23 protein-coding genes are annotated in these 26,701 nt (G+C 67.6%); 16 read left to right on the top strand and 7 right to left on the bottom strand.

All coding sequences use genetic code 11. From position 1 onward, the window contains the following. The first annotated feature begins 9 nt into the window (after positions 1-9). Together OHB24_RS38730 and OHB24_RS38725 are read left to right on the top strand one after the other, a co-directional pair. Positions 10-1,569, top strand: coding sequence for a DUF3502 domain-containing protein (locus OHB24_RS38730; protein WP_327635923.1), 1,560 nt, complete (start codon positions 10-12; stop codon positions 1,567-1,569). Positions 1,570-1,580: 11 nt separating this feature from the next. Further along, positions 1,581-2,111 (top strand): LacI family DNA-binding transcriptional regulator, encoded by a 531-nt coding sequence (locus OHB24_RS38725; RefSeq protein ID WP_327635922.1) that lies wholly within the window; start codon positions 1,581-1,583, stop codon positions 2,109-2,111. Here OHB24_RS38725 and OHB24_RS38720 read toward each other — a convergent pair. Together OHB24_RS38720 and OHB24_RS38715 are read right to left on the bottom strand one after the other, a co-directional pair. Further along, complete coding sequence (locus tag OHB24_RS38720) at positions 2,095-3,180, bottom strand: LacI family DNA-binding transcriptional regulator (RefSeq protein WP_327635921.1); 1,086 nt, start codon at positions 3,178-3,180, stop codon at positions 2,095-2,097. The genes OHB24_RS38725 and OHB24_RS38720 overlap by 17 nt on opposite strands. Before the next feature lie 7 nt (positions 3,181-3,187). After that, positions 3,188-4,246, bottom strand: coding sequence for a LacI family DNA-binding transcriptional regulator (locus tag OHB24_RS38715; RefSeq protein ID WP_327635920.1), 1,059 nt, complete (start codon positions 4,244-4,246; stop codon positions 3,188-3,190). An 83-nt stretch (positions 4,247-4,329) separates the two neighbouring features. On the opposite strand from OHB24_RS38715, the gene OHB24_RS38710 reads away from it, so the two are divergent. Both OHB24_RS38710 and OHB24_RS38705 read left to right on the top strand, forming a co-directional pair. Next, positions 4,330-5,100 carry an alpha/beta fold hydrolase gene (locus tag OHB24_RS38710; protein ID WP_327635919.1) on the top strand — a complete coding sequence of 257 codons (771 nt, stop codon included), beginning with the start codon at positions 4,330-4,332 and terminating at the stop codon, positions 5,098-5,100. After that, the gene (locus OHB24_RS38705) at positions 5,097-8,405 is read left to right on the top strand and encodes an alginate lyase family protein (protein WP_327635918.1); all 3,309 of its coding nucleotides are present in this window, start codon (positions 5,097-5,099) and stop codon (positions 8,403-8,405) included. The genes OHB24_RS38710 and OHB24_RS38705 overlap by 4 nt, the downstream gene beginning before the upstream one ends. Here the strand turns inward: OHB24_RS38705 and OHB24_RS38700 are convergent. Beyond that, positions 8,393-9,613 carry an alginate lyase family protein gene (locus OHB24_RS38700; RefSeq protein ID WP_327635917.1) on the bottom strand — a complete coding sequence of 407 codons (1,221 nt, stop codon included), beginning with the start codon at positions 9,611-9,613 and terminating at the stop codon, positions 8,393-8,395. The two genes, OHB24_RS38705 and OHB24_RS38700, sit on opposite strands and share 13 nt — an antisense overlap. A gap of 39 nt (positions 9,614-9,652) precedes the next feature. Further along, the gene (locus OHB24_RS38695; protein ID WP_327635916.1) at positions 9,653-11,413 is read right to left on the bottom strand and encodes a glycosyl hydrolase family 28 protein; all 1,761 of its coding nucleotides are present in this window, start codon (positions 11,411-11,413) and stop codon (positions 9,653-9,655) included. A gap of 241 nt (positions 11,414-11,654) precedes the next feature. Here OHB24_RS38695 and OHB24_RS38690 point away from each other — a divergent pair, with 241 nt between their 5' ends. Next, positions 11,655-12,575, top strand: a complete 921-nt coding sequence (locus tag OHB24_RS38690) for an extracellular catalytic domain type 1 short-chain-length polyhydroxyalkanoate depolymerase (RefSeq protein WP_327635915.1) — start codon at positions 11,655-11,657, stop codon at positions 12,573-12,575. Here OHB24_RS38690 and OHB24_RS38685 read toward each other — a convergent pair. Then, positions 12,572-13,576 (bottom strand): LacI family DNA-binding transcriptional regulator, encoded by a 1,005-nt coding sequence (locus tag OHB24_RS38685; RefSeq protein ID WP_327635914.1) that lies wholly within the window; start codon positions 13,574-13,576, stop codon positions 12,572-12,574. The two genes, OHB24_RS38690 and OHB24_RS38685, sit on opposite strands and share 4 nt — an antisense overlap. A gap of 195 nt (positions 13,577-13,771) precedes the next feature. Here OHB24_RS38685 and OHB24_RS38680 point away from each other — a divergent pair, with 195 nt between their 5' ends. Genes OHB24_RS38680 through OHB24_RS38655 form a run of 6 tightly spaced genes read left to right on the top strand, consistent with a single transcriptional unit; the run spans position 13,772 to position 20,659 of the window. Next, the gene (locus tag OHB24_RS38680) at positions 13,772-14,761 is read left to right on the top strand and encodes an ABC transporter permease (protein ID WP_327635913.1); all 990 of its coding nucleotides are present in this window, start codon (positions 13,772-13,774) and stop codon (positions 14,759-14,761) included. Next, positions 14,758-15,669 (top strand): carbohydrate ABC transporter permease, encoded by a 912-nt coding sequence (locus OHB24_RS38675; protein WP_327635912.1) that lies wholly within the window; start codon positions 14,758-14,760, stop codon positions 15,667-15,669. The genes OHB24_RS38680 and OHB24_RS38675 overlap by 4 nt, the downstream gene beginning before the upstream one ends. A 27-nt stretch (positions 15,670-15,696) precedes the next feature. Beyond that, positions 15,697-17,325, top strand: coding sequence for a hypothetical protein (locus OHB24_RS38670; protein WP_327635911.1), 1,629 nt, complete (start codon positions 15,697-15,699; stop codon positions 17,323-17,325). Between the two features lie 20 nt (positions 17,326-17,345). Next, entirely contained in the window at positions 17,346-18,398 is a 1,053-nt protein-coding gene (locus OHB24_RS38665; protein WP_327635910.1) for a Gfo/Idh/MocA family protein, read from the top strand. 2 nt (positions 18,399-18,400) lie between these two features. Further along, positions 18,401-19,549, top strand: coding sequence for a Gfo/Idh/MocA family protein (locus OHB24_RS38660; protein WP_327641154.1), 1,149 nt, complete (start codon positions 18,401-18,403; stop codon positions 19,547-19,549). Between the two features lie 12 nt (positions 19,550-19,561). Then, the gene (locus OHB24_RS38655; RefSeq protein WP_327635909.1) at positions 19,562-20,659 is read left to right on the top strand and encodes a glycoside hydrolase family 172 protein; all 1,098 of its coding nucleotides are present in this window, start codon (positions 19,562-19,564) and stop codon (positions 20,657-20,659) included. Here the strand turns inward: OHB24_RS38655 and OHB24_RS38650 are convergent. Further along, positions 20,643-21,923, bottom strand: coding sequence for a sensor histidine kinase (locus OHB24_RS38650; protein WP_327635908.1), 1,281 nt, complete (start codon positions 21,921-21,923; stop codon positions 20,643-20,645). The two genes, OHB24_RS38655 and OHB24_RS38650, sit on opposite strands and share 17 nt — an antisense overlap. Beyond that, positions 21,920-22,612 (bottom strand): response regulator transcription factor, encoded by a 693-nt coding sequence (locus tag OHB24_RS38645; RefSeq protein ID WP_327635907.1) that lies wholly within the window; start codon positions 22,610-22,612, stop codon positions 21,920-21,922. Before OHB24_RS38645 ends, OHB24_RS38650 begins: the two co-directional genes overlap by 4 nt. Before the next feature lie 125 nt (positions 22,613-22,737). Between OHB24_RS38645 and OHB24_RS38640 the strand changes: the two genes are divergently transcribed. The 5 genes from OHB24_RS38640 (at position 22,738) to OHB24_RS38620 (ending at position 26,682) form a co-directional block, all read left to right on the top strand. Next, positions 22,738-22,956, top strand: a complete 219-nt coding sequence (locus tag OHB24_RS38640) for a hypothetical protein (protein ID WP_327635906.1) — start codon at positions 22,738-22,740, stop codon at positions 22,954-22,956. Beyond that, positions 22,953-23,939 (top strand): AAA family ATPase, encoded by a 987-nt coding sequence (locus OHB24_RS38635; RefSeq protein ID WP_327635905.1) that lies wholly within the window; start codon positions 22,953-22,955, stop codon positions 23,937-23,939. Before OHB24_RS38640 ends, OHB24_RS38635 begins: the two co-directional genes overlap by 4 nt. Continuing rightward, on the top strand, positions 23,936-24,865 hold the full coding sequence (locus OHB24_RS38630; RefSeq protein WP_327635904.1) for a DUF58 domain-containing protein: 930 nt from the start codon (positions 23,936-23,938) through the stop codon (positions 24,863-24,865). Before OHB24_RS38635 ends, OHB24_RS38630 begins: the two co-directional genes overlap by 4 nt. After that, entirely contained in the window at positions 24,862-25,800 is a 939-nt protein-coding gene (locus OHB24_RS38625) for a VWA domain-containing protein (RefSeq protein WP_327635903.1), read from the top strand. The genes OHB24_RS38630 and OHB24_RS38625 overlap by 4 nt, the downstream gene beginning before the upstream one ends. Before the next feature lie 117 nt (positions 25,801-25,917). After that, positions 25,918-26,682: a S1C family serine protease gene (locus tag OHB24_RS38620; protein WP_327635902.1), complete on the top strand. Its 765-nt coding sequence runs from the start codon at positions 25,918-25,920 to the stop codon at positions 26,680-26,682. The last annotated feature ends 19 nt before the right edge of the window (positions 26,683-26,701 follow it).

Here is a 26,701-nt window from a genome sequence, read left to right as displayed (position 1 = left end):
GGAGGCATTGTGCCCGCCACATCTCCCGCCGGCCTCAGCAGGCGCGGCTTCTTGGCCGCCGGCGGCGGCCTGTCACTCGCAGCCATGCTCGGACTGAGCGGCTGCGGAGACTCGTCGTCACCGAGCTCCGGCAAGACCGCAGACACCCTCGCGCTGCTGTTGCCCGGTGACTCGCCGACCGGCTGGGACGCGATCCTTGCCAAGGTCAACGAGAAGCTCAAGAACGACCTGGGCTTCTCCATCGCTCCCCAGTTCGTCGCGTGGTCCAACTACCAGCAGCAGTCGCTGCTCAAGTTCACCGCCGGCGAGAACTTCGACACCGCGCTGCAGGCCCGCTGGCTGAACATGATCCAGCTCGTGGCCAGCAAGTCGCTGGTTCCCGTCGACGAACTGATCAGCAAGTACCCGAACCTGAGCAAGACCCTGGACCCGCAGCTGCTCGAGCAGAACAAGTGGTCCGGCAAGCTGTACGGGATCCCGCAGGTGAACTCCGCCGCACGGTTCCACCACTTCACGGTCCGCCAGGACCTGGCCGACAAGCTCGGCGCCGGGGAGCTCTCGACGTTCGATCAGCTCGAGAAGTTCTGGTACGACGTCAAGCAGAAGGAGAAGCTCACTCCGATCGGTATCTCGTCCAACATGCCGGATCTCCTGGTCGCCTTCGCACCGGTCGGCTGGCTGAACCAGCACGACTGGGAGAACCCGCACGTCAGCGTGCAGACCTTCAGCGGCGGTTCGCTCCCGTTCTACCTGGCGCAGGACGGGAAGAGCACCGGGTCCGCGAAGCCGATCCCGTTCTGGGAGGCTCCGGGCGTCGTTGACGCGCTGCGCAAGGTCCGCAAGTACTACCTGGACGGCATCATCAACAAGGACGCGCTGAACGTGGACTCGAGCACGATCAAGTCCCAGTTCGAGTCCGGCCGCATCGCGACCCGGTGGGCGATGACGGACGGGCTGTCGTCACAGTCGCTCACGCCGCTGCGGAAGGCCGTTCCGACCGCGCAGATCGCCAACGTCGTACCGCTGCGGGGCGGCAAGGACGCCAAGCCCAACCAGACGTTCCAGGCCGACAACTTCGTCGTACTCAACGTCAAGGGCCGCAGCAACGAGCGGGCGATGCAGCTGGAGGACTGGGTCTCGATCAAGGAGAACCACGACCTGCTCAGCTACGGCGTCGAGGGCACGGACTGGAAGCCGGTGGGCGCGGACAAGTTCCAGCAGCTGTCGCAGTACAGCTTCCCCGGGTTCGCGCTGTGCTGGCGGCAGAAGCTCGAGCTGAAGATCAAGGACATCACGCCGACCGAGGAGGCGTGGTTCGACTGGGCACAGAAGTACGACAACTTCACGCTCGACCCGTACGCGTCGTTCGTGCCGGACGTGACGCCGGTGAAGCGTCAGGACAGCCAGGTCAACGCGGCGATGACGCAGTACGGCAATCCGCTGTGGATCGGGGCGGTCGACGTCGACAAGGGACTCGACAACCTCAAGAAGGCAGTGGACAAGGCAGGCCTCGCCGAGCTGCAGGCGGAGATGGAGAAGCAGGCGAACGCGTATCTGAAGAGTCAGTGAGGCTGTCCTCGATGTCCGCCCCACGGAGGAAGCTCGCGGTGGTCGCGCGCGAGGCCGGCGTGTCGATCTCGACCGTCTCGAAGGTCTTGCGCGCCTACCCGGATGTCGCACCGGCCACCAGGACCCGGGTCCGGGAGGTACTGCGTCGCGCCGGGTATCCACTGGATTCCGAGGCCGCAGGCAACCGTCGCGAGGAGTCGGAGCTGGTCGACGTGGTGGTCGCGAGCCAGAGCAGCGGCTGGGCCGGCGACGTACTCGCCGGTCTTGCCGACGCTGCCCGGGAACCGGGGCTGGCACTCGTCGTCACGACAGTGAACGGGGGAGAGCCGGTGCCCCGGCTCTGGCTGGAACGACTCTTCGCCCGCGGCACCCGCGGCGTGATCGGCCTCGACGTCGAGTTCACCGACACCCAACATGCCTACCTCACCGCCTACGACATCCCTTGCATCGCAGTCGATCCCACCTCATCAGCCTCGGCAGTGCTGGCAGCAGTCCTCGACGGTACGTCGTACCTGCCGTCTGTGGTCAGGTGCGTCGGGTGACTGAGTTGCGGACTACGACGTGGGTGGTGAAGAGGCGGTGGGCTCCGGTCCAGTTGGGTTGTTGGTGCTGGGAGTCGAGCGCGATCTTGGCTGCTGCTCGGCCGAGTTCCTCGTAGGGGACGTGGACCGAGGTGAGTCTGGGGCGGAGGTCCTGGGCGAGTTCGACGTCGTCGTAGCCGACCACCGAGAGGTCCTCGGGGACTCTCAGGTCGAACTCGGCGGCAGCGGCGTACACGCCCGCGGCCACGACGTCGGTGGCCGCGAAGACCGCCGTGAAGTCCTGCCCGGCGGCCAATCGGTTCTTCGTCAGCTGATAGCCGGAGGCCCGGGTGAAGACACCGTGCTCGACCAGCTCCGGCGCATCCGGTACGCCGAAGTCGCGCAAGGCACGTCGATGTCCGGCCAACCGCTGCATGCTGGTGCTCTGACGCTCGGGACCGGCAAGGAAGAGGGTCCGGCGGTGACCTTGCGACAACAGGTGACTCGTCATGGCGTAGGCGCCCTGCTCGTTGTCGTACTCGATCACGGCGGTGGGTACGTCATCGCCCAGCGGAGGCCGTCCACACAGCACCAGCAAGGAACCGGCGGAGTGGAGTGAGCGGGCGAGGTCGGTCATCTTCGCGCGGTAGTCTGCCGCTTCGTTGGTGACACCACCGATCAGGATCACGGCGCCGGCGCGTTGCTCGCGCATCAGTTGCACCAGCGCGAGCTCCCGCTCCGAATCGCCTTGGGTGGTGCCGATCAGACTGAGCCATCCGCGGCGCGAAGCCTCCTGCTCGACGCCGTGCGCCGCGTCGGCGAACGACTGGCCGCGGACGTCGGCCAGGATGAACGCGATCGTCTTCGTCTGTACGCCGGCCAACGCCCGGGCGTGGGTGTTCGCGGAGTAGTTGAGCTCGCGGATCGATCGCAGGACGCGCTGGTTCGCCGATCGGGAGACCGGGTAGTTGCCGGCCAGGACGCGGGAGACCGTCGCGGGCGACACCCCGGCGTGCGCGGCGACGTCGGCCAGGGTGGGCGAGCTCGAGGACTTGCGGTTGCTGGACCTCGGCGTACTGCTGGTGGCCATGGTTCTCCTAGCGCTCGCTGGGCGGAGCGGTCGACTTCCTGATCACCACGTGCGTCCCGAGCATCAGGTGCTGATCCTGGGCGTAGTCGTCCCGATGGAGTGCGAGCCGTACGGCGGAACGCCCGAGCTCCTCGTGCGGGATGTGGACCGTGGTCAGCGCCGGATGGAGATCGGCGCTCTGCGGGATGTCGTCGTACCCGGCGACGGAGATGTCCTCGGGCACCCGGAGCCCGGCCTCGTGGAGCGCGGCGAGGACACCGCTCGCGACGATGTCCGTGATGCCGACGACAGCGGTCATGCCCGTGTCACGGGTCAGCAGAGCCTTGGTCTGCCGGTAGCCGGACTCGCGATCGAAGGTGCCGCCGGCAACGAGTCCGGGATCGACGGTCAGGCCGTGCGCCGCGTGCGCGCGAGTGAAGCCGTCGAAGCGAGCGCTGGTCGTGGTGTGGTCCGGCTCGGCGGCGCCGACGAACGCGATCCGGCGATGGCCGAGCGAGAGCAGGTAGTTCGTCACCGCGAACGCGCCGCCCTCGTTGTCGTACTCGACGACGGTGGCTGGTACGTCGGGGCCGATCGGCGGGCGGCCGCAGAGCACCAGGCGCGAGCCGACCCGCTCCAACGACCTGGCGATCTGTGCCATCCGCTCGAGGTGTTCCGGCGTACGGAGACCGCCGCCGACCAGCACGACTGCCTCGGCCTGCTGCTCGCGCATCAGTTCGATGAGTTCGAGCTCGCGATCGGCGTCGCCGTGATGGGTGCAGACCAGACAGACGCGGCCCTCGGCGGTGGCCTGCTGCTCGACGCCTTGCCCGATGTAGGCGAACAGCGGACCGACGAGGTCGCGGACGACGAACGCGACCGTCCGCGTCGTGCCTCCGACCAGGGCACGGGCCTGCGCGTTGATCACGAAGTCGAGGTCCTGCACGGCCCGGAGGACCCGTTTCCGGGTCGAGGCGCTGACCGGGTAGTTCCCGGCGAGCACCCGCGAGACCGTCGTGGCGCTCACGCCCGCAGCTGCGGCGACGTCCTTCACCGTCGGACGGCTTCCGAGGCTCACTCCTGCCACGCGCCAACCCTTCTGTCCGCTCGAAAATTTCGTCCAGGTCTTGCCCTGACTCCGTGTAGAAAACGTTAACTATGCTGCCATCCATGGCGGTGAATGTCGAAGCCCACCGGGTTCCGATCTGGCTGAGTGACACCGGAACGGGTGATCCGCTGCTGCTCGTCCATGGCTGGGGCGGTGACAGTCGCGCGTGGAGCGGCCTGAGCTTCGCACGGCACCGCGTCGTCACGGTCGACCTCCGCGGCCACGGGCGTTCACCGGTACTCCGGCACGGGTATCGGCCGGCGGACTACGCGGGAGATCTCGCGGCGCTTGTCGACCGTCTGGATCTCGGTCCGATCGTGGCGGTCGGGCACTCGATGGGCGGACAGATCGTCGCAGAGCTGGCATTGGAACGTCCCGAGCTGGTCAGCGCGGTCGTTGTCGTCGATCCGGCGTACGGCGCGGACGAGGCGGAGGCAGCCACCTTCGAGCAGCGTCTGGCCGCGCTCCGGAACGACGGACCGGAGGCGGCGGTCCGCCAACTCGGGCTGCCTGCCGGCGCCGTCCGCGAGCAGTTGCTCGCGACGCCGGGGCATGTGCTCGCCGAAAGCTATGCGGGGATGTACACGAACCCCGACGCGTTCGGCGCGCGCCTGGCCGCAGTCACGCGGCTGTCCGGCCTGACCCAACCGTTGCTGTGCATCCGCCCGACTCCCGCGATGGCCGCGTGGGACATCGGCCTGTCACTGCCCTACGGCTCACGAGTCGTCCTCTGGCCCGGCTGCGGTCACTTCCTGCACCACGAACGCCCACGCCAGTTCGTCGACCTCGTCGAGAGTTGGCTGGCGACACTTTCTTCTGAGGAGCGCAGATGACAGATTCCGATGTCACCGAGTTGTCGACCATGAGTCGCCGTACGTTGCTGGTCGCCTCTGGCGGTTCGGTGCTCGCGGGTCAGCTTGGCTCTCCGGCTACGTCGATCGCAGCACCCGCGGGTGCTGCGGCACCGGCGACGTTCAGGCATCCGGGGTTGCTGCACGACGCGGCTGACTTGGAGCGGATGCGGCAAGGTGTGGCTGGCCGGGTGAGTCCGGTGTACGACGGCTTCCTGGCGATGGCCGCGAACAACAGGTCGTCGTATGACTATGTCGTTCGCAACGTCGGGCAAATCACCTCTTGGGGGCGTGGGCCGGCGAACTTCATGAGTGAGGCGGTGAACGATTCGGGTGCCGCTTATCAGAACGCGTTGATGTGGTCGGCCACTGGTGATGTGCGGTACGCGGACAAGGCGCGGGACATCCTGGACGCCTGGTCGGCGAGCTTGACCGCGATTACGGGTGCGGACGGGCAGCTCGGGGTCGGTCTGCAGGTGTTCAAGTTCGTCAACGCTGCCGAGATTCTGCGTTACAGCGGGTACGGCGGCTGGGCGCCGGAGGATGTCCGGCGGTGCGAGGAGTCGTTCCGCAAGGTCTGGTATCCGGCGGTTTCCGGCTATGCGCTGTTTGCCAACGGCAACTGGGATCTCGCGGCTTTGCAGGCGGTTCTGGCGATCGCGGTGTTCTGCGACGACCGGGTGATGTTCGAGGATGCGGTGCGGTACGCCGTGGCGGGGGCGGGCAACGGCCGGATCGAGCACATCGTCGTGTCGGCGACCGGGCAGGGTCAGGAGAGTGGTCGATCGCAGTCGTATGCCCAGTTGGCGTTGGGGCTGCTGGCCAACTGTGCCGCGGTGGCCTGGAGCCAGGGTGTCGATCTGTTCGGCCGGCTGGACAACAGGATCCTGCACGGCTTCGAGTACACCGCTCGCTACAACCTGGGCGATGACTCGATCCCGTTCACACTCGATCTCGATCGGACCGGGAAGTACATCAAAACGGCGATCTCGACGATCAATCGAGGTGCTTTCCAGCCGATCTACGAGCTGGCCTACGCGCACTACGTCAGTCGGCGTGGGCTGTCCGCACCGAATCTCGAACGGGTGGTGTTCCGTGGTGCCGACGGTGCTCGTGTCGTAGAAGGAAACAGTGACGATCACCCCGCGTGGGGCACGTTCACCCAGGCCCGGAGTGCAGTCCCTCAGAACGGTCCCGCGGTACCGCCGGGCGTTCCGAGCGGGTTGACGGCGCGGGCGTCGGCCGACGGAGTAGTTGTGTCGTGGGCGGCGTCTGTGGATGCGAGCAGCTATACGATCAGCAGGGCGACGGGCCGCGGCGGGAAGTACGAGGTTGTTGCTGCGGGCATCCGATCGACGACCTGGAACGACAGGGCCGCCCGTGGGCGGGTCTACTCGTACAAGGTTCGGGCCGGTGCGAGTGCTGATTCGCTGCCGGTGACGGTTGCGCGGCTGGATCCGTGGGTGAGTCAGGACATCGGCCCGGTCGTGGTTCCGGGTGGTACGGGCTTCGACGGGGAGAGGTTCACGGTCGAGGCGGGCGGTGCGGACATCGGCGGTGAGCAGGACAGTTTCCGGTTCGTGTATGTCCCGCTGCGCGGTGACGGGGTGCTGACAGCGCGGGTGGTCCACCCGGTGAGTTCGCAGTACGCCACTGTCGGCGTGATGCTGCGGCAGAACCTGTCGGCGTACTCGGCGCATGCGTCGATGCTGATCAAGGGGTTGCCGTTGCACACCTGGAGCGGCGTGTGGACAGTCCGGACCGTCGGCGGCACGCGTACGGCGGCGACGGGCAGCACCGGCGTACCGCCGACGCAACAGCAGGGCATCACCGTCAATGCGGGCTTCCCGATCTCCGATCTCGGCACGCTCCCGGAGTCCGCGACTCCGTTGCTGCCGCCGTACGTCGAGGCCGCGAGCGACGGGTACCGGCTGCGGCGACCGTACTGGGTGCGGCTGGTCCGCAGGGGAGACGTTCTGACCGGACTCATCTCGCCCGACGGCGTTGAGTGGACCGAGGTCGGCTCGTCCCGGGTTCACCTGGGACGCGACGTCTACGCGGGTCTCGCGACCTGTGGGGCGCTCGGGGTCGACCAGCCGTACGCGGAGTCGACGACGGCAGCGTTCGACAACGTGACCGTCCAGGGATGGACGACTGATACTCCGTGTGCGCCAGCAGGCGAACTGCGCGCCGGCGCCGCGGGTGGTGCCATCGAGTTGGCGTGGTCCGATCTGGATGTGTCGGCGACGTACGCCGTCAAACGTCGGCACGCCGGCGGACCGTACCGGGTGATCGCCTCGGGTGTCACGCCGATCGGGTTCGGCGTGGAGACGCGCTACCGGGATGTCACCGCCGTACCGGGGCAGAGCTACGACTACCTGGTCGCGAAGACGAATGCCGCCGGGTCTGGGCCTGACTCAGCGAAGGCGACGGCGATGATGCCGACGGCGACCGCGCCGTCGATCAGCAGCGCTTCGGCGGCGTTCGCGAACCGGGGAGTGGAGTTCCGGTTCCGCGTCGCCGCCAGCAACGATCCGATCAGCTTCGCGGTGTCCGGTCTTCCGGACGGCCTGTCGCTGGACCGGAAGACCGGTGTCATCAGCGGGAGGCCGCTCAGAGCCGGGACCTTCGAGCTGGGGGTTTCCGCGCGCAACGCGGCTGGTGTTGGTGCGGCGGAGGCGACGCTGACCGTTGGAGCGCCTCCGCCGGCGCCGTGGCGGTACGCCGACATCGGTGACTACGTGCTCGACGAGCGGCAATTGGGAAGCTTCAGTGCGGTTGCGATCAGGACGCCCGGGATCACCAGCTACGACGGTCAGTTCACCGTTCGAGGTGCCGGTTCGGATCTGAACGTGATCGGGCAGGGCATGACGGCTCAGTACGCCTACCAGGCGGTGACCGGAGACGCTACGTTCACGGCGCGGGTCGTGAGTCGTGGAGGTTCCGGTCGGGTGGGGTTGCTGATGACCAAGTCGCTGTCGCCGTTCGACCAGCTGGCCGGCGTGGTTCTCGACGGCGGTACGCCGCAGTTCGTCCAGCGGCTCCGCGTTGCGACGGGCCTCGTGACCACGACCGGTACCGGTACGGCCACCTGGCTGCGCATCCGGCGTACCGGAAACGCCTTCGCCGCCGAGGTTTCCCCCGACGGCGAGAGCTGGACCGCGATCGGCGCGCCGGGCCAGATCGACACGTTCGGCTCCGCGCCCTACTACGTGGGTCTGGCCGTTGTCTCCGGCGCACCGTTCGCGCTCAGCACTACCGTCTTCGACGACGTCTACTTGGCGTAGGTCAGTGTTCCGAAGCCGGTCTGGTCGAAGCCGCCGCTCGTCGAGCCGTAGTCGCCGCCGCCTCCCTCGGGACGGACCTGCGCGGCCATCGCCGAGATGTACGGCACGGTGAGGTTCTTACGCCGCGTGTAGTGGAAGTGCAGGATGTCCCACACCGGCCGGATCTGGCCGCGGCTCGCGCTGGAGATGACCGTGTGCTCCTGATAGGCGCAGTTCTGGCCGGTTCCCCAGGCGTACTTCGTGAACGGGACATCCTCACCGAGATTGTACTTCGCGACGTACTGCGCGGCCTTCAGGAAACGGTTGTTGTCGTAGCCGTACAGGTCGTCACCCTGGTTCCAGGCCATCTCGCAGAACGCGCCCATCTGGCCCATCCCCATCATGGTGTGGCCCTGGTCGCGCCCCGACTCCTGCCATTGCGCAAGGCCCTGGTCGTCGTACACGAACGGGATCGCGTGCGCGATCGACCCGTTGCCGGCGCCGTTCTTGAAGTAGTTGACGGCCTGGTCGTACTTCGCGGCGTCGTCGCAGAGGATGCCGATGGCAAGGATCGAGTTCATGCTGCACAGATCCCAGTTGGCCCAGTAGTTCGTGATGCAGGCGTCGTTGTGGTTGGTCAGGAACGAGTTGTTCATCGGGTAGAAGACGTTGAGCATCATCGTCTTGAACCGGGCGAGGTCGAAGCCCGAGTAGCCGCGCATCAGCTCGGCGACTGCCGCGAACTGGTATCCGTAGATGCCGGCCGCCAGGAACCGGTCTGCGTTGCCGCTGACCGAGGTCAAGGTGGCCGACCAGGCGTTGAGGATGTTGCGTGCGCAGTCGCCGTGTGCGGTCGAGCCCTGGACCCACCAGCGGAGCGCGTTCTGATAGGCGGCGTGGATGTCGTTGTAGAGGATGCCGTAGTTCTCGCCGGTACCGCCGCGGATGATCGTTGCCTGCGGCCTCGGCGCCCAGGTGGACTGCGCATGCGAGTTGGCGGTCAGGCGGTTCCAGCCCGACAGCCACGGGTCGTCGCCCGCCGCAACCCGGACCTTGGCCCGGTTGAGGTCACCCCAGTTGTGCAGCCCTCCGGGGTGGGTGAAGGTGGCCGGTGCGGCGTCCGCGGGCCGGCTGAGTGCGGTGACGCCGGTCGCGGCCGCTACTCCCGCCGCGGCCACACCTCCGGCGGCTTTCAGAATGGTGCGTCGATCGATCTCCTTCTCGTGCATGTCCTTCTCCTTCGGGGCGGTGGTGTTGTACGCAATGGTTCAGCGCACGGTCAGGATGAGGCTCTTGGCGGTGGTCCCGGCGACGTTGGTGACGCTCAGGTTCACGTTGTACGTGCCGGGGCGGGCCGGGACGCCGGTGATGATGCCGGTGGTCTTGTCGACGGTGAGTCCGGCCGGCAGATTCTGGGCGTCGAAGCCGGCGGGGAAGCCGGTGGCGCTGATAGTGAGGACAACCGGTACGCCCGTGGTGAGGTTGCCGGTGGCGGCGGTCGTGATCGTCGGAGGCGTTGTCGTCGGGGCCGTGGCCGCGTCCAGCCAGCGCAGGTTCGTCACGTGCTCGTTGACGTGGATGTCGGCCATGTCGGCGACCGTGAACCACCCGGGTTTACGCATGGTCGAGGCCATCACGGTGCCGTTGACCACGAGGTTCTGGAACGTCACGTCCTTGATGCCGCGCGCCTCGTCGTACCCGAGCATCATCGCGGTCTCCGCGTTCTTGCCCGTATAGGTCAGGTTCTTGACGTAGACGCCCTCGATGCCGCGGCCGGCCGAGGTGTTGTACGACTTGTTGTAGGCCACGCGCAGATGGATGAACTGTCCCCAGCGGAAGTCCTCCACGCGCACGTTCTCGATCCGCACGTTCCGGACCAGGTTGCTGTCGCCGGGGTTGATCGCGATGGCGCCCTGGTACCACTTCTGCGGTTCGCGGTGGTCGAGGATGTCCACGTTGCTGATCGTGAGGTTCTCCAGCACCTCGGGATCGGCCGTGTTGCCGTGGGTGCCGATGTTGATCGGGTGCGCGACATCCGCCCAGAGGCTCGAGTTGGAGATCGTGATGTTCCGGGTATCGCCGTAGTAGTCCCAGCGGTGCGTGTAGAGCGCGATGCAGTCGTCGGAACAGCGCAGGAAGGAGTTGTCGATCGACACGTCGCTACTGGAGAAGATGTCGATCCCGTCGCCCCACTGGCCCGCGCTGAAGTAGCCGAAGTCGGTGATGCTGACCTGTTCGGACATCCCTGCGGTGATCGCGTAGCCGGTCGTCAGATCGAGCATCGAGATGCCGTCGACGCGGACGTTCTTCGAGCCGACGACGGTGCATCCGCCGCCGTTGGTGCCGTAGATGACACCGCGTCCGGTCAGGCCTGCGTTCGTGACGTTCTTGAAGATCACCGAGGCCTTCAGTACGGCGCCACCGGCCAGGTAGACCGTCTTCCCGCTCGGCACCTCGAGCTGATTGGTCGCGGTCGTGTGCACGCCGGGGCCGTAGTAGATGACGTCCGGGTCGTCGGGGGAGGGGACGTCGGTCTCGATCGGACGGGCGAGCAGGTGCAGGCAGTCGAAGATCTCGCCGTTCACCTCGACCACGATCTTGCGCGGTTGGGTGAGCGTGAAGTGCACCGTGCTCTCGTCGTCGATGGCGGGCTCGATCCCGAGGGACAGCGGCCGGATCCGGGCGGTGTCGACGGTGCCCTTCGTGTACCTGACCCGGACCTCGACCGACTTGGCGAAGTCGAAGTACGCCATCGACGACTTCAGCACCTGGCCGGCGCCGGTCGTCGCGTTGATCTGCTTGAGGTTGACCGAGTACGTCGGCACCGTGGTCCAGGGACCGGCCGCCGTACGGACCTTGACCTCGAAGGTGGACGCCTGCGCGATCCCGGCGGGAATCGGGTAGGTGACCAGCGGTGGAACGGGCGCGGGTCTGGCTGCCGCTATTCCGGCCCCGGACGTGACGTAGCCGGCGGCAACAGTCGCCCCGGTCGCTTGGAGCAGGCGGCGTCGCGTGAGGTCTGCAGTCATCTTCAGGCTCCTTGACATTCTCCGGCGGAAGGCCCTGAAACCTTGTCCGGAGAACCGGGGCCGATCAATAGCAACCGCTTGCCACGAAAATTTCGCTCTACCGTGACGCCGAGACCGTGAGGACACTGCTGCGGCTCGGATTGTGGGGTGGGAGGACATGGCCGGGGCGGTTGGTCGATGGGACGGTCGGTGGAAGGACCCGTCCTGGAGGTGTGGAATGACTCTCCGTCCTGTTGTTTCGGTGATCGTCTTACTGGCAGCGGTGTTGACCAGTCCGGTGTCGCGGGCTGAGGCCGCGAGTCTGGAGGAAGTGACCGGGTTCGGTTCGAATCCGGGGAATCTGAAGATGTTCCGCTACGTGCCGCCCGGGCTTGGAGCCGGTCGGCCGGTGGTGGTCGCGTTGCATGGGTGTACTCAGTCGGCTTCGGCGTACGACGACGAGCCCGGCTGGGTGGCGATGGCGCAACAGGCCGGCTTCGCGCTGGTGTTGCCGCAGCAGCAGTCGGCCAACAACGCGAGTGCGTGCTTCAACTGGTTCGAGGCGGGGGACACCGCGCGTGGTTCGGGTGAGGCGCTGTCGATCAAGCAGATGGTGGATCGCACCGTCGGCGACCTCGGTTCGGATGCGGGGCGGGTGTTCGTCACCGGTCTGTCGGCGGGTGGGGCGATGACGGCCGTCATGCTGGCGACGTACCCGGAGGTGTTCGCCGGCGGCGCGATTGTGGCCGGGCTGCCGTACCGGTGTGCGACGTCGCTCGTCCAGGCTTTCAGTTGCCAGAACCCGGGGGTCGATCTGTCGCCGCAGCAGTGGGGCGACAAGGTGCGGGCGGCGGCGACCGCCACCCACCGGCCGAAGGTGTCGATCTGGCACGGTACGGCGGACTACACCGTTGCCTACCGCAACCTCAATGAGTCGATGGAACAGTGGACCGACGTGAACGCCGCGGACCAGGTCGCGGACTCCACCGAGACCGTCAACGGCGCCACCCACAAGTCGTACGCCGACGCCACCGGTACGACGGTCGTCGAGACCTGGTCGATCCCCGGTATGGGCCACGGTCAACCCATCGACCCAGATCAGTGCGGCGTCCCCGCGCCGTACATCCTCGACGTCAACCTGTGCGCAGCAGCCCACATCACCCACTTCTGGGGCCTGTCCTAGCTGGGTGGAGGAGCGGTTGATTCCCGGTAGATGAGGCGGTTGATGGTTTGGGGCATCGGCTGCGGGCTCGGTTCGCCGCGGATTTCGGCGAGGAGTTGATGGACCGCGGCGCGCCCCTGTGCCTCGCGGTCGACTGCCACGGTGGACAGTGACGGGGTCGCGAAGCGGCCGATCTCGTCGTCGTCCCAGCCGAAGACGCTGAGGTCGCCGGGCACGCTCCAGCCGCGGGAGAGGGCGCCGCGGATGACGCCCATGGCGACGACGTCGTTGCCTGCCACGACCGCGGTGACACCGCAGTCGGCCGGCAGGGCGGTGATCGCGTCGAATCCGGACTGGGCCGACCAGTCGCCGTCGACGGCTCCGACCGATTGCAGTCCGAGGCGCTCGACCGTCTCGAGGTAGACGCTCTTCCGGTTGCGTGCGGAGGCGAAGTTCTGGGCGCCGGCGACGTGCAGGAACGTCCGGTGCCCCAGTGAGACGAGGTACTCGATGATCTCGCGGATCTCGCTGGCGTCGGCGAGCTCCGCCAAACCGTGCAGCTTGTCGTCGTAGGTGCCGTTCTCGACGATCGGGACCCGATTCGAGTTCTTGCCCTTGAGGCTGATCGGCGAGAGGGCCAGGATGCCTTCGACCTGACCGGATCTGGCCAGCTCGTCGATCCGTTCCGAACGCTCGCGGGCACCGCCCTCGACGCTGACGATCTCGACCTGGTACCCGGCGTCGTGCGCCGTTCGGGACGCTGCGGCGAGCAGGCGTCCGGGGAAGTGCGCTCCGGACGCCAGCACGATCGCGAGCCGGTTCGTGTGCCGCGTCCGCATGGAGCGAGCGACCAGGTTGGGGCGGTAGTCCAGGGCCTTGACGGCGTACTCGACCTTGATCCTGGTCTTCGGCTTCAGGCTGTCCTTGTCCTGGAGATACCGGGACACGGTCGTGTGCGATACGCCGGCGAGGCTGGCCACTTGGTGGATGGTCGCCGGCCGTTTGGATGCCGGGTCTGCCACGTTCCCCTCCTCGCGCCAGGCCGTCTGAGGCCGCGCAGTTTATCACCGCGGCCCGTCGCCAGCAGATTCGGCCTGCGGGTTCCCGGGCCTCGATGAATGCTGGACCGAGGTCTTGACACCAAAACGCGGCTGCGGTTAGCTACCGGCTCAGAAGTGGATCGATCACTTTTTATTCTAGTGACCAGGGAGGTGCCTGTGGCTGAAGCCGACACTGCTTCTCGCGTGCGTTCGAAGCGCGCAGATCCGGACGCCGCGAGTCTGGCGAAGGGCCGCAAGCGGTCCCTCTTCGCGCGGCTGAGACGTGACTATCCCGTGCTTTTACTGGCGATACCGGGCCTGCTGGTCCTGCTGGCGTTCCAGTACTACCCGCTCTGGGGCAACATCATCGCCTTCCAGGATTATCAGCCCTATTTGGGAATCGGGAAGAGTCTCTGGTCCGGATTCGAGAATTTCTCCGTTATTTTCAGTGGTGATCCGGAATTCCTTAACGCGGTCCAGAACACCTTGATTCTGACCCTGATCCAGGCCGTGATCGTATTTCCGGCGCCGATCGTGGTGGCGCTCGTGCTGCACAGCCTGCTCTCGAACAGGCTCCGGCAGTTCGTGCAGACGATCATCTACCTGCCGCACTTCATGTCCTGGGTGATCGTGGTCGCGGTCTTCCAGCAGGTGCTCGGCGGGACCGGGATGATCAACAACTGGCTGCGCGGCCATGGCTACGACCCGCTGCACATCATCGGCAACGTCGAGGCCTTCCGTGCACTGCTCACGTCGCAGGTCCTGTGGAAGGACACCGGCTGGGCGACGATTCTCTTCCTGGCCGTGCTGTCGCAGATCGATCGCTCGCTCTACGAGGCGTCGGCGGTGGACGGCGCGGGGCGCTGGCGGCAGACCTGGCACGTGACGTTGCCGGGTATGAAGCCGATCATCATCCTGCTGCTGATCCTCAAGCTCGGCGACTCGCTGACGGTCGGTTTCGAGCAGATCATCCTGCAGCAGCAGGCGGTGGGCGTCGACGCCAGTGAGGTCCTCGACACCTACGTCTACAACAACGGCATCCTCGGCGGCGACTGGGGGGTGGCGGCAGCGGTCGGCCTGGTGAAGAGCGCCGTCGCACTCGCCCTCGTGCTGTCGGCCAACAAGCTCGCGCACCGCTTCGGCGAGGAAGGGGTGTACCGCGGATGACATCCTCGAAACCGCACCGCACGATGGTCGGCGGCATGCCGATGCCCGGTCTGACCGAACGCGTCGGCAAGGCGATCTTCCTGACGATCATCTGCGCGGCCGTCGTGTTCCCGTTCATCGGCGTGATCTCCACCAGCCTCGCTCCCGCCGAGGAGGTGACCAAGGCCGGCGGATTCGTCCTGTTCCCGACGCACGGGATCGACTTCACGGCGTACCGCTCGATCCTGTCCGGCGGGACCGTCACACAGGCCCTGCTGATCAGCGGGTTCGTCACCGCGGTCGGCACCGCGATCGCGTTGGTGCTCACCTGCACGCTCGGCTGGGCGCTGAGCCGCCGCGGCACCATCGGCAACCGGCCGCTGCTGCTGCTCGTGCTCATCAGCTTGCTGTTCAACCCGGGGCTGATCCCGTCGTACCTCGTGGTTCAGCAGTTCGGTCTGCTGGACAGCCTGTGGGCGGTGATCGTGCCGGTCAGTGTCAGCGCGTTCAACGTGATCGTCGTCCGCGCCTACTTCGTCGGCCTGCCCGCCGAGATCATCGACGCCGCACGGATCGACGGCGCGTCCGAATGGAAACTGTTCCGGCACATCGGCCTGCCGTTGTCGAAGGCGGTCATCGCCGTCATCGGGCTGTTCTACGGCGTCGGCTACTGGAACAGCTTCTTCAACGCGCTCCTGTATCTCAACGACAGCAGCAAGTGGCCGTTGCAGCTGGTGCTGCGGACGTACGTCGTGAACGGCGTCGAGCTCGGCGGCCAGGACCTGGGGCTGGGCAGCGAGGCAGTGCCGCCGCAGACGTCCATCCAGATGGCGATCTTGATGATCTCGATCATCCCGGTCCTCTGCGTCTACCCGTTCATCCAGCGCCACTTCGCCAAGGGCGTGCTCACCGGCGCCGTCAAGGGCTGACCCGAAGACCTGAAGAGAGGCAAATCCATGAGTGTCTACGATGCACGGCCGCTGGGCCGGCGGGCGGTCCTCGCCGGTGGGGCGGCGCTTGGGCTGGCCGGTGCGGTCGGCTGTTCGAACGACGGCCGCGGCAGTTCCGGCGTGGCGAACGACGAGGCGTCCCGGTCGAAGATCCGGCCGGCGTACGAGCGGTACACCGGGGTGAAGCCCGACCTGGCCGGCGCCGAGTACAACATCCCGGACGCGTTCAACCGCTACCCGGCCGACCCGGTGCAGGCGATCACGCAGCCGCCTGGTGACGGCAAGCCGATCACGGTCACGACGTACACGAACACGCCGATCCCGCCGAAGCTCGAGCTGAACACGTTCTGGCAGGAGTTCAACAAGCGGGTCGGTTCGCCGCTGCAGGTGAACCTGACGCCGTCGGTGGACTACAACAAGAAGTTCGCCACCGTGGTCGCGGGTAACCAGCTGGGCGATCTGTTCATGGTTGGCGCGGTGCCGCAGGTCCCGCAGATGCTGGCCGCCAAGGCCGTCGACCTGACGCCGCACCTGTCCGGGGACAACATCAAGAAGTACCCGTACCTGGCGAACCTGCCCGAGGTGTGCTGGAACTCGGGCATCTTCGACGGCAAGATCTACGGGGTCCCGGTGCCGCGCGGCGCGATCAGCTCCTCGGTGCTCTACAGCCGCGCCGACATCATCGAGGCCCAGGGACTGAAGGCCGAGGTGAAGAGCGCCGACGACTTCGTCGAGCTGTGCAAAGGCTTGACCGACAAGAAGCTGAACCGTTTCGCGCTGGCCACCGCGCCGACACAGTACGTGCGGAACATGTTCGACATCCCCAACCAGTGGAGCAAGAACGGCGACGCCCTGGTCAACTACCTGGAGCACGAGGCCCACGAAGAGGTCTTCGGGATCCTGCAGAAGCTCTGGAAGTCCGGCTACATCCATCCGGACGCGTACGCCGGGCAGAACCTGGACATGAAGACCCGGTTCGCGAACGGAACCAGCCCGCTCGTCCTGGACACGTTCAGCGGCTGGCCGACGTACCTGCAGACCATGACCGACAAGAACGCCGAGATCGCGATCATCGCGCCGCCGATGCACGACGGCTCGGGGCAGGGCAAAACCTGGCTCGGATCGCCCGCGATCGGCGTCACCGCGGTCAGCAAGAAGGCCGAGGGACGGGTCGAGACGCTGCTCGCGTACCTCAACTACCTGGCGACGCCCTTCGGCACGAAGGAGTACCTGTTCCGCAAGTTCGGGCTGCCCGGCGTCCACCACCGGCTCGTCGACGGCAACCCGGTCCTCAACCCGAAGGGCTTCAGCGAGACCCAGCTGGGCCTGAACTACCAGGCGGACGGGCCGTGGACGATCTTCCTGCCCGAGCGGGAAGGCAGCGCCGAGACCCAGTTCAACGCGATGAAGTCGGTGACCCCGACCGCCCTCGCGAACCCGGCCGCCGGTCTGTACTCCGAGACGAACACCCGCAAGGGCGGACAGATCGGGGATGCTGTCAATCAGGTCGCCGACGACATCGTTCAAGGCCGCAAGCCCGTTTCGGCCTGGGCTGCCGCGGTGAAGAAGTGGAAGAGCGACGGCGGCGACAAGATCGCCGAAGAACTCGCCCAGGCGCTGAAGTCGTCCCGCTAATCACATCGGAAGGAACACCGTTGAACTCCAGTCAAGCCGTCAGATTCGCTGCCGTCGGGCTCGACCACGCGCACATCTTCGGTCAGGTCGCCGGCCTGATCGCGGCCGGTGCGACGTTCGCCGGGATGGCCACCGACGACCCGTCGGCAGCGGTCGCGGGCACGATGCGGGAGCGCTATCCCGACGTACCCGTGATCGAGGATCCCGAGGAGTTGATCGCGCAGGACGGGATCGACCTGATCGTGACCGCCGCCGTACCGGACCGCCGGGGGCCGATCGCGGTCTCGGCGTTGCGGGCCGGCAAGGACGTGATGGCCGACAAGCCCGGGTGCGTCACCCTCGAGCAGTTGGAGGAGGTCGAGAAGGCGGTCGACCAGAGCGGCCGGTTCTGGTCGGTGACGTTCTCCGAGCGGTTCGAGGTGCCCTGTGTGCTCAAGGCCGGTGAACTGGTCCGCGAGGGCCGGATCGGCAACGTGGTGCAGACGCTCGGGGTCGGTCCGCACCGGATCGGGGACCGCGGCCATCTCGCCGGTGGCGGCGGCCGCCCGGACTGGTTCTACGACAAGGCGCGGTACGGCGGCATCCTGACCGATATCGCCTCGCACCAGATCGACCAGTTCCTCTGGTTCACCGGTGCCCGGACGGCGGAGGTCGTGACCAGCGCGGTCGGGAACTTCGCCAACCCCGACGAGCCCGGCCTGCAGGACTTCGGTGAGCTCCTGCTGCGCAGCGGCAACGCCCAGGGCTACATCCGGGTCGACTGGTACACCCCGGACGGGTTGCCGACGTGGGGCGACGGCCGGCTGACCGTGCTCGGCACCGAGGGCTACATCGAGATGCGCAAGTACGTCGACATTGCGGGTCGCGACGGCGGCAACCACCTGTTCCTGGTGGACAAGGACGGCACGCACTACATCGACTGCTCAGACGTCCCGGTGACCTACTACTCGGACGTGCTGCGTGACGTCCGGGATCGGACCACCACGGCTGCGCCGCAGGAGCACACCTTCGAAACCATGCGGCTCGCGTTGACCGCCCAGCAGAACGCGGCCGTCCGCGGAGCCGCTCAGTGACCATGAAAGTCGCGATCGTTGGCTGTGGCAACATCAGTCGCCGGCACGCGGAGTCCTACGCGAACACCGGCCGGACCTCGCTGGTCGGTGTCGCGGACATCGTCGAAGCCAAGGCACAGGCGCTGGCGGAGAAGTACGGCGCGACGCCGTACGCGAGTGTGACGGAGCTGCTGGCGGCGGAGGACCCTGATGTGGTGTCGGTGACGACGCCGCCCGGTAGTCACGCCGAGATCGCGATCGAGATCCTCGCGGCCGGCAAGTCGGTGCTCCTGGAGAAGCCGCCGGTCCTGAGCCTGGCCGAGATGGATGCGGTGGCGGAGGCCGAGCAGGCGAGCGAAGGCTCGGTCTGGGTGATCTTCCAGCACCGGCACGGATCCGGCGCGCTGCGGGCGGCCGACCTCCTCGGCCGCGGAGCGCTGGGGCGTCCGCTGGTCGCGGTCTGCGAGACGCTGTGGTTCCGGCCGCTGAGCTATTTCAACCCGGACTGGCGCGGCACGTGGGTCGGTGAAGGTGGCGGGCCGACGCTCGGCCACGGCATCCACCAGATCGACCTGCTGCTGCATCTGCTCGGGCCGTGGCGGACGATCAACGCCACCGCCGTACGGCTGGATCGACCGGTCGAGTTCGAGGACGTGTCGCTGGCGTCGGTGATCTTCGAGAGCGACGCGGTCGGGACCGTGATCAACAGCCTGCTGTCGCCCCGCGAGCTGAGCAGGATCCGGATCGACACGGCCGGCGGAACGCTCGAGGTGAACCACGTCTACGGCTACTCCGACCAGGACTGGACGTTCCACCCGGCCCCTGACTCGGCGAAGGCCGCGACGCTCGGCATCGATCCCGGCGTACGGAAAACAGACGCGGTCGAGACCGGTGTCGCGGACGACCCGTGGGCAGCGTCGGCGGGTGACGATGCGCCGAGCAACCACGAAGCGCAGATCAGCCGCCTGATCGACGACCTGCTGGCAGGCCGGACCCACGACACCACCCTGGCCAGCACACGGCCGACGATGGAGTTCGTCACCGCGCTCTACGCCTCGGCGATCACCGGGCAGGCAGTACGTCGTACCGACCTGACCCCGGACCACCCGTTCTACCAGGCCCTCCACGGAAACACCCCGAAAACCGAACTCAGCGACTCGTTCCGCCCCTGAGAGGATCCTCGCGTGTTCTCGACCTTCAACGTGCCTGTTCTGCCCGACGGTGTGGTGAGTCGGTCGATCAATGCCGAGAACCGGACCGGGGCGCCCGGGGCGGCCGCGCGTGCGGCATCTGCTCTCGGGCCTGGGCGGAAGGGTTCGCCCGCTGTGCTGCTGCCCGCGGGGGAGACGCTCACACTTGCCGAGATCGAGGGGCCGGGGGTGATCCGGCATACCTGGCTGACCGTTGCCGATCGCACCGATCAGGGTCCGTTCGTACTGCGGGACCTCGTGCTGCGGGCGTACTGGGACGGCTCGGACCTGCCGTCGGTCGAGGTGCCGCTCGGGGACTTCTTCTGCAACGGGTTCGGGGCGCGCGCCCTGGTCAACTCCGCCCCGATCGTGGTCGCGCCGACCGGCGGGATGAACTGCTACTTCCCGATGCCGTTCCGCGCCGGCGCCCGGTTGACCCTCGAGAACCAGCACGGCGGCGACGTCCCGCCGGTGTACTTCCAGGTCGACTACACACTCGGCGACGACGTCGAGGCAGGTACGCCGTACTTCCACGCCCAGTGGAGGCACTCCGACGGTACGGCGGTGTTGGGGACCGACCATGTGATCCTCGACGGTGTCGAGGGTCGGGGCACGTACGTCGGGACGTACCTCGCGCTGACGTCGCTGCACCGGTACTGGTGGGGCGAGGGCGAGGTCAAGTTCTTCGTCGACGACGATGACGAGTTCCCGACGTTGTGCAGCACCGGCCTGGAGGATTACGCGGGCGGCGCGTGGGCGTTCCAGGACGCGCTGCGAGCCGACCCGGAACCGGAGATCCTCACCTTCAGCGCGCCGTACTGCGGCTATCCGTTCCACTCGGCACGCGACCGCACGAAGGCCTCGCCGTTCTCGACCGAGGCCCTGCCGATGCACGGCCTCTACCGCTGGCACCTGCCCGACCCGATCCACTTCACCGAACGCCTCGCGGTCTCCGTCCAACAGATCGGAGCCTGGGACCACGGCCTGTTCGAACGCCAGGACGACATCGCCACCACCGCCTACTGGTACCAACTCGCCCCGCACGCTCCGTTCCCACCTCTCCCGTCAGCGCACCTCAGGCACCCCCGCTGAGGCCGCGTGGGCCCAGCGGGTCTTCGGTGGGAGGTGTGGGGGTGCGGCGGGTTGTGTTGGTGAGGGAGCGTTCGGGGAGCCAGATGACGAAGGTGGTGCCGATGCCGAGTTCGGAGTGGAGGGTGACGGTGCCGCCGTGGGATTCGGCGATCTGGCGGACGATGGCGAGGCCCAAGCCGGCTCGGCGCTGGCCGGTGGACGGGATTGCGGGCGGGACGGTGGCCGGGGGCTGTTGCTGGCCCGCGCGGTAGAAGCGGTCGAAGACGCGGTCGGCGTCGTCGGGCGCGATGCCGGGGCCCTCGTCGCGGACCGCGATCCAGGCCCAGCCGTTGCGGCTGCCGACCGCGAGGACGAGTTCGCTGCCGCCGCGGGCCAGGCGGACCGCGTTCGAGAGCAGGTTGTCGACCGCGCGCCGCAGCGCGGACGCGTCTCCGGCGGCGATGGGGCCGGGCGAGAGGCGTCGTACGACGTGCAGCTCGCGATCGGCTGCCAGCAGTTCGTACTCCTCGGCTGCCTCGCCCGCGATCGTGGCGAGGTCCACGTCGGCGTCGACGAAGGCCGGTGACGACCGGCGGGCGGACGCGAGGAGGTCCTCGACGAGCCGGGTCATCCGCTGGATCGCGCGGCCGACGATCGCGGTCGCCTGGGCGCGGTCGTCCGGTGGCGTGTCGTCGTGCGCGAGGACGGCGTCCACGTTCGCCTGGATGACGGCGAGTGGGTTCCGCAGTTCGTGGGAGGCGTCGTCGACGAGTTGGCGCTGGGTCAGGAACGCTGTTTCGAGCCGACCGAGCATGCCGTCGACGGTGTCGGCCAGGTTGCGCAGCTCGTCGTGCGGTCCTTCGAGGGCGATCCGGCGGGACAGGTCGGTCGCGGAGATCTCCTGCGCGGTCGCCGTGATCCGCCGTACCGGACGCAGCACGCGGCCCGACAACCACCAGCCGGTGCCGAGGCTGACCAGGAACAACGCACCCATACCGGCCACGGAGTAGTTCCGCAGCGTCTGGAGTGTCTGGTAGTTCACCGCGGACTGCACACTCGAGAGCTCGGCGGCCTGGATCACCTGGCCCGGCTTGAGGTGGAACTCGCCGTGAGCGTCCTTCCAGTACTTCTGGACCTCGATCTGGTCGAGCGGTTTCGGCTCGAGGATCTGCGACAGCGCAACGTACACGCCACCGAGCAGGAGCGCGGACAGGGCGATCAGTACGGCGGAATACGTGAGCGTCAGGCGGAACCGGATGGTCTGCGCCCAGAGCGGGAGCTTCATGTGTCACCTCTGAGCCGGTAGCCGCGACCGATCACGGTCTCCAGGATGGGATCTTCGCCCTCCTGCGCGAGTTTGCGGCGCAGGGTTCCGACGGTCACGCGGACGGTCTGGGTGAACGGGTCCGCGTTCTCGTCCCAGACGTGTTCGAGGAGTTCCTCGGCCGAGATGACGTGCCCGGGGCGCGACATCAGGTACCGCAGGATGCCGAACTCCTTCAGCGTCAGCGGAAGCTCCCGCCCGGACCGGGTGGCGAGATGGCGGGACGAGTCCAGGACGAGGTCGCCGACGTGCAGTTGCGTGGTGCCGTTGGTGACGTCGCGGCGGAGAAGGGCGCGGATCCGGGCGAGCAACTCGACGAGCGCGAACGGCTTGGTCAGGTAGTCGTCGGCGCCCTCGTCGAGCCCGCGGACGCGGTCCGCCAGCGAGGCGCGCGCGGTCAGCATCAGGACCCGCAGCTCCCGTCCGGACGCCACCTCGATCTCGCCTCGGCGCACTGAGCGGCACAGGTCGAGGCCGCTGGTGTCCGGCAGCGTGATGTCCAGGATCGCCAGGTCGTACGGCGTGGTCGCGAGCTTCTCGATCGCCTCGGCGCCGGTGGTGGCCGCGTCGACGGCGTACCCGGCCCGGCCGAGTCCCGAGCGCAGCGCGCTGACCAGGCCTTCCTCGTCCTCCACCACTAGTAGTCGCACGCAACCAAGGTAGCGGGGGACCCTCGCGCGGACGGTGTGCGCTTTCGACGGGCTTTCGGTCGGCTTTCCGGTCGTTTTCGCGGCTACTTGATGAGCTGTGGCCAATCGAGTCGAAGGAGATCCTGATGAAACTCCCAGTGAAACGACTGATCCTCGGCAGCGCGGTGGCGGTCGCGGCGCTCGGCGCCGGCGGGATCGCGTACGCCGCCGGAAACGACCCCGCCGTCCCGGAGCAGGGTTATGTGACGGTCGAGGAGGGCGCGACGACACCGTCACCGTCGCCTTCGCGGGATTGCCCGGAGAAGAACGGCACCGCGCAGCCGTCCGAGCAGAACCCCGCATGAGTGCGGCGACTCTCGAACATGCCTTGTTCGAGGTGAAGCGGGTCGTCGTCGGGCAGGACCACCTGGTCGAGCGGATGCTCGTCGGGTTGCTGGCTCGCGGCCACTGTCTGCTGGAAGGCGTACCGGGAGTCGCCAAGACGCTCGCGGTCCGCACGCTGGCGGAGGTGATCGGCGGGCAGTTCTCGCGGCTGCAGTTCACCCCTGACCTGGTGCCCGGCGACATCATGGGCACCCGGATCTGGCGGCCGTCCACGGAGGGGTTCGACACCGAACTCGGTCCCGTGTTCGCCAATCTGGTGCTCGCGGACGAGATCAACCGTGCACCGGCCAAGGTGCAGTCCGCGTTGCTCGAGGCGATGGCGGAACACCAGGTCAGCATCGGCGGTACGTCGTACCCGCTGCCGGATCCCTTCCTGGTGCTCGCGACCCAGAACCCGATCGAGTCCGACGGGGTGTACGCGTTGCCCGAGGCGCAGCGGGACCGGTTCCTGCTGAAGATCACGGTCGACTACCCGACGCCGTTGGAGGAGCTGACGATTCTGCAGCGGATGAGCGCGCATCGCCCGCATGCGAACGCAGTGCTCAGTCCGGAGCAGGTCGCACAGTTGCAGGAGGCAACGGACGACGTGTTCGTCCACAACGCGGTCGCGGAGTACGTCGTACGCCTGGTGCACGCGACCCGCGTGCCGTCGCAGTACGGGATCCAGGATCTGGCCGGCGTACTGGAGTTCGGCGCGAGCCCCCGCGCCACGCTGGGACTGGTCGCGGCCGGTCGGGCGTTGGCGTTGCTGCGCGGGCGGGACTACGTGTTGCCGGCCGACGTGTACGACGTTGCGCTCGACGTGATGTCGCACCGGCTGGTACTCACGTTCGACGCGCTGGCCGACGGGGTCGATCCGCGGTCGGTCGTCGCGCGGATCCTGCACACCATCGAGCAGCCGCACGTGGTGCCCGCCGACGACGCTCAAGGGTCCGCGGCATGAATGACCTGCTGGCCGGTCGGGAGCGGGCGCTGCGCGCACTCGAGCTGACGGTGAAGCGCAATTTGGAAGGCTTCCTGCACGGCGAGATCACCGGTCTGCGGAGCGGTCCCGGCAGCGAACCCAACGAGGCGCGTCCGTACCAGGCAGGCCAGGACGACGTACGGCGGATGGACTGGAACGTGACCGCTCGCTCGCTGGAACCGCACGTGCGAGCACCGCTCGCCGAGCGGGAACTGGAGACGTGGGCGTTGCTGGACGCGTCGGCGAGCATGGACTTCGGTACTGCCTTGAGCGAGAAGCGTGACGTGGCGATCGCTGTCGTCGGGGCGGTCGGTCTGCTCTCCGACCGTCCTGGCAACCGGCTCGGCGTACGGATTGCTCTGGGCAACGACCTGCGCCGCCTCCCGGCCGCTACCGGCGCTGTCCAGCTCCGCCGTACGCTCCGCACTCTCTTGTCGTTGCCCCGAGCAACACCAGGCGCCTTTCCGAGAACAGATCTCGGCAAGGCGATCAATCGACTCGCTCGCGAACACGCGCGGCCCGGCCTGCGCATGATCGTCTCGGACTTCCACGAGGACGGGTGGGCAGATCCATTGCGCCGCCTGGCCGCACGGCACGAGGTGATCGCGGTCGAGGTCCTCGACCCTCGCGAGCTCGAGCTCCCCGAGGTCGGCCTGCTCACGCTGGTGGATCCGGAGACCGGCCGCCGCCGGGAGATCCAGACCGCGAGCCGCAAACTCCGTCGCCGGTACGCCGACGCGATGGCCGCGCACCGCGAACAGACCACCCAGGCGATCCGGTCCGCCGGTGCGGCGCATCTCGTACTGCGTACCGACACCGACTGGGTCCGTGACGTCGCCGCGTTCACCACCGCTCGCCGCCGGGCCGGCGTACGGCGCAACCCGATTGCTGTGAGGATCAGATGAGATTCGAGCAACCTCTGTGGCTCTGGCTGCTGGTGCTGGTCGCCGCGCTCGTGGTGGCGTACCTGATCGCCCAGCGGCGCAGGACGAAGTACGCCGTCCGCTTCGCGACGCTTCCGATGCTGGAGAAGATCGCCCCTGTGCGGCCCGGCTGGCGCCGGCACGCGCCAGCCGCGGCCTTTCTCGCGGCATTGACCGTACTGACCATCGCGATCGCCCGGCCGGTCGCCGACATCCGGGTCCCGCGGGAGCGGGCCACCGTGCTGGTCGCGATGGACATCTCGAACTCGATGGCGGCGACCGATGTCGCGCCGAACCGGTTCGAGACCGCCAAACAGGCGGCAGTCCAGTTCGTGCGGGACCTGCCCGAGAAGTTCAACGTCGGGCTGGTGTCGTTCGCGCGGACGGCGACCGTGGTGTCGGCGCCGAGTACGAATCATCAGGCGACAGTGGACGCGATCAACGGTCTGCAGCTGCGCGACTCGACGGCGATCGGGGACGCCGTACTCACGAGCCTGCAAGCGGTGCGGTCGATCGACCCGGACGATCCGCCGCCGAGCCGGATCGTGCTGCTGTCCGACGGCGGCAACACTGCGGGCAGCCCGGTCGACGAGGCTGCCGCTGCGGCCACGCAAGCCGGCGTACCTGTGTCGACGATCGCGTACGGGACGCCCGAGGGCACTGTGAATCTGGAAGGGCGCGACATCCCGGTTCCCGCCGACACCGAGGCGTTGAAGGGTCTTGCCGACGCGACCAGCGGGTCGTTCTACGAGGCCGAGAACGACGAGCAGTTGCGCGACGTGTACTCCGACCTGCAGTCCTCCATCGGCTGGACCACCGAGCCCCGCGAGATCACCAACCTGGTCGCGGGCGTTGCCCTGGCCGCGGCGCTCCTGGCCGCCTTGGCCTCGCTGCTCTGGTTCTCCCGCCTCCCGTAATCAGGAGCCGACATGCCTCCACACCTAGGCCACCCCTTCCGAGGCCCCGACTACATCCCCGCCTCACCACCCACTAGCTCCGTCACCCCGGCGTCCGCCCCGGCTTTCCCCTCTCCGGTGGCGGCACCTCCGGCCGGGGTGACGGGCACTCGTAGGCGTGCTGGGTTCTTCATCGGCACGCTCGCGCTCTCGATCGCCGCCGGGGGAGTAGCAGGTGCTGTCACAGGTGCCCGCGACCCAGTTGCGGACCTCCAACAGGCAGCACCGCCAGCGGCAGCCGCCCAGGGTTCCATCACGGCAGCCGCCGCGAGCGTCCTCCCAGGAGTCGTCTCAGTACGCGCGGGCCGCGCGACCGGCTCCGGCTTCGCGATCGACCAGCAAGGTCATGTGGTGACCAACGCTCACGTGGTGGAAGGAGCGAGCGATGTCTCACTGGTCCTGTCGAACGGCCGTACGGTCGACGCCCGCGTCGTCGGCGCCGACGAGGACAACGACCTCGCCGTACTCCAGGTCTCGACCTCCGACGCCGCGGGACTGCGCGCGCTCACGCTCGGCCGGTCCGCGCAACTCCAGGTCGGCGACCCGGTGCTGGCCGTCGGATCCCCACTCGGCCTGGAAGGAACGGTGACGGCCGGCATCGTCAGCGCCGTCAACCGCCAGGCCCGCTTCGGCGACGACGGCACCCGCCAGTCCGCCATCCAGACCGACGCCGCCATCAACCCCGGCAACTCCGGCGGCCCCCTCGTCAACGCCGCCGGTCAGGTAGTCGGCGTCAACACCGCCATAGCCACCCTAGGCACCTCCCGCTCCGGCAACATCGGCATCGGCTTCGCCATCCCAGTAGACCGAATGACCACCATCGTCAAAACCCTCCTCGACTGACCGGAAACAGGCTATGGAG

The sequence above is a fragment of the Kribbella sp. NBC_00482 genome (assembly GCF_036013725.1).
In the GTDB taxonomy this organism is placed as follows: domain Bacteria; phylum Actinomycetota; class Actinomycetes; order Propionibacteriales; family Kribbellaceae; genus Kribbella.
The sequence above is the reverse complement of the archived record's forward strand: the minus strand, read 5'-3'. Positions and strand labels throughout refer to the sequence as shown.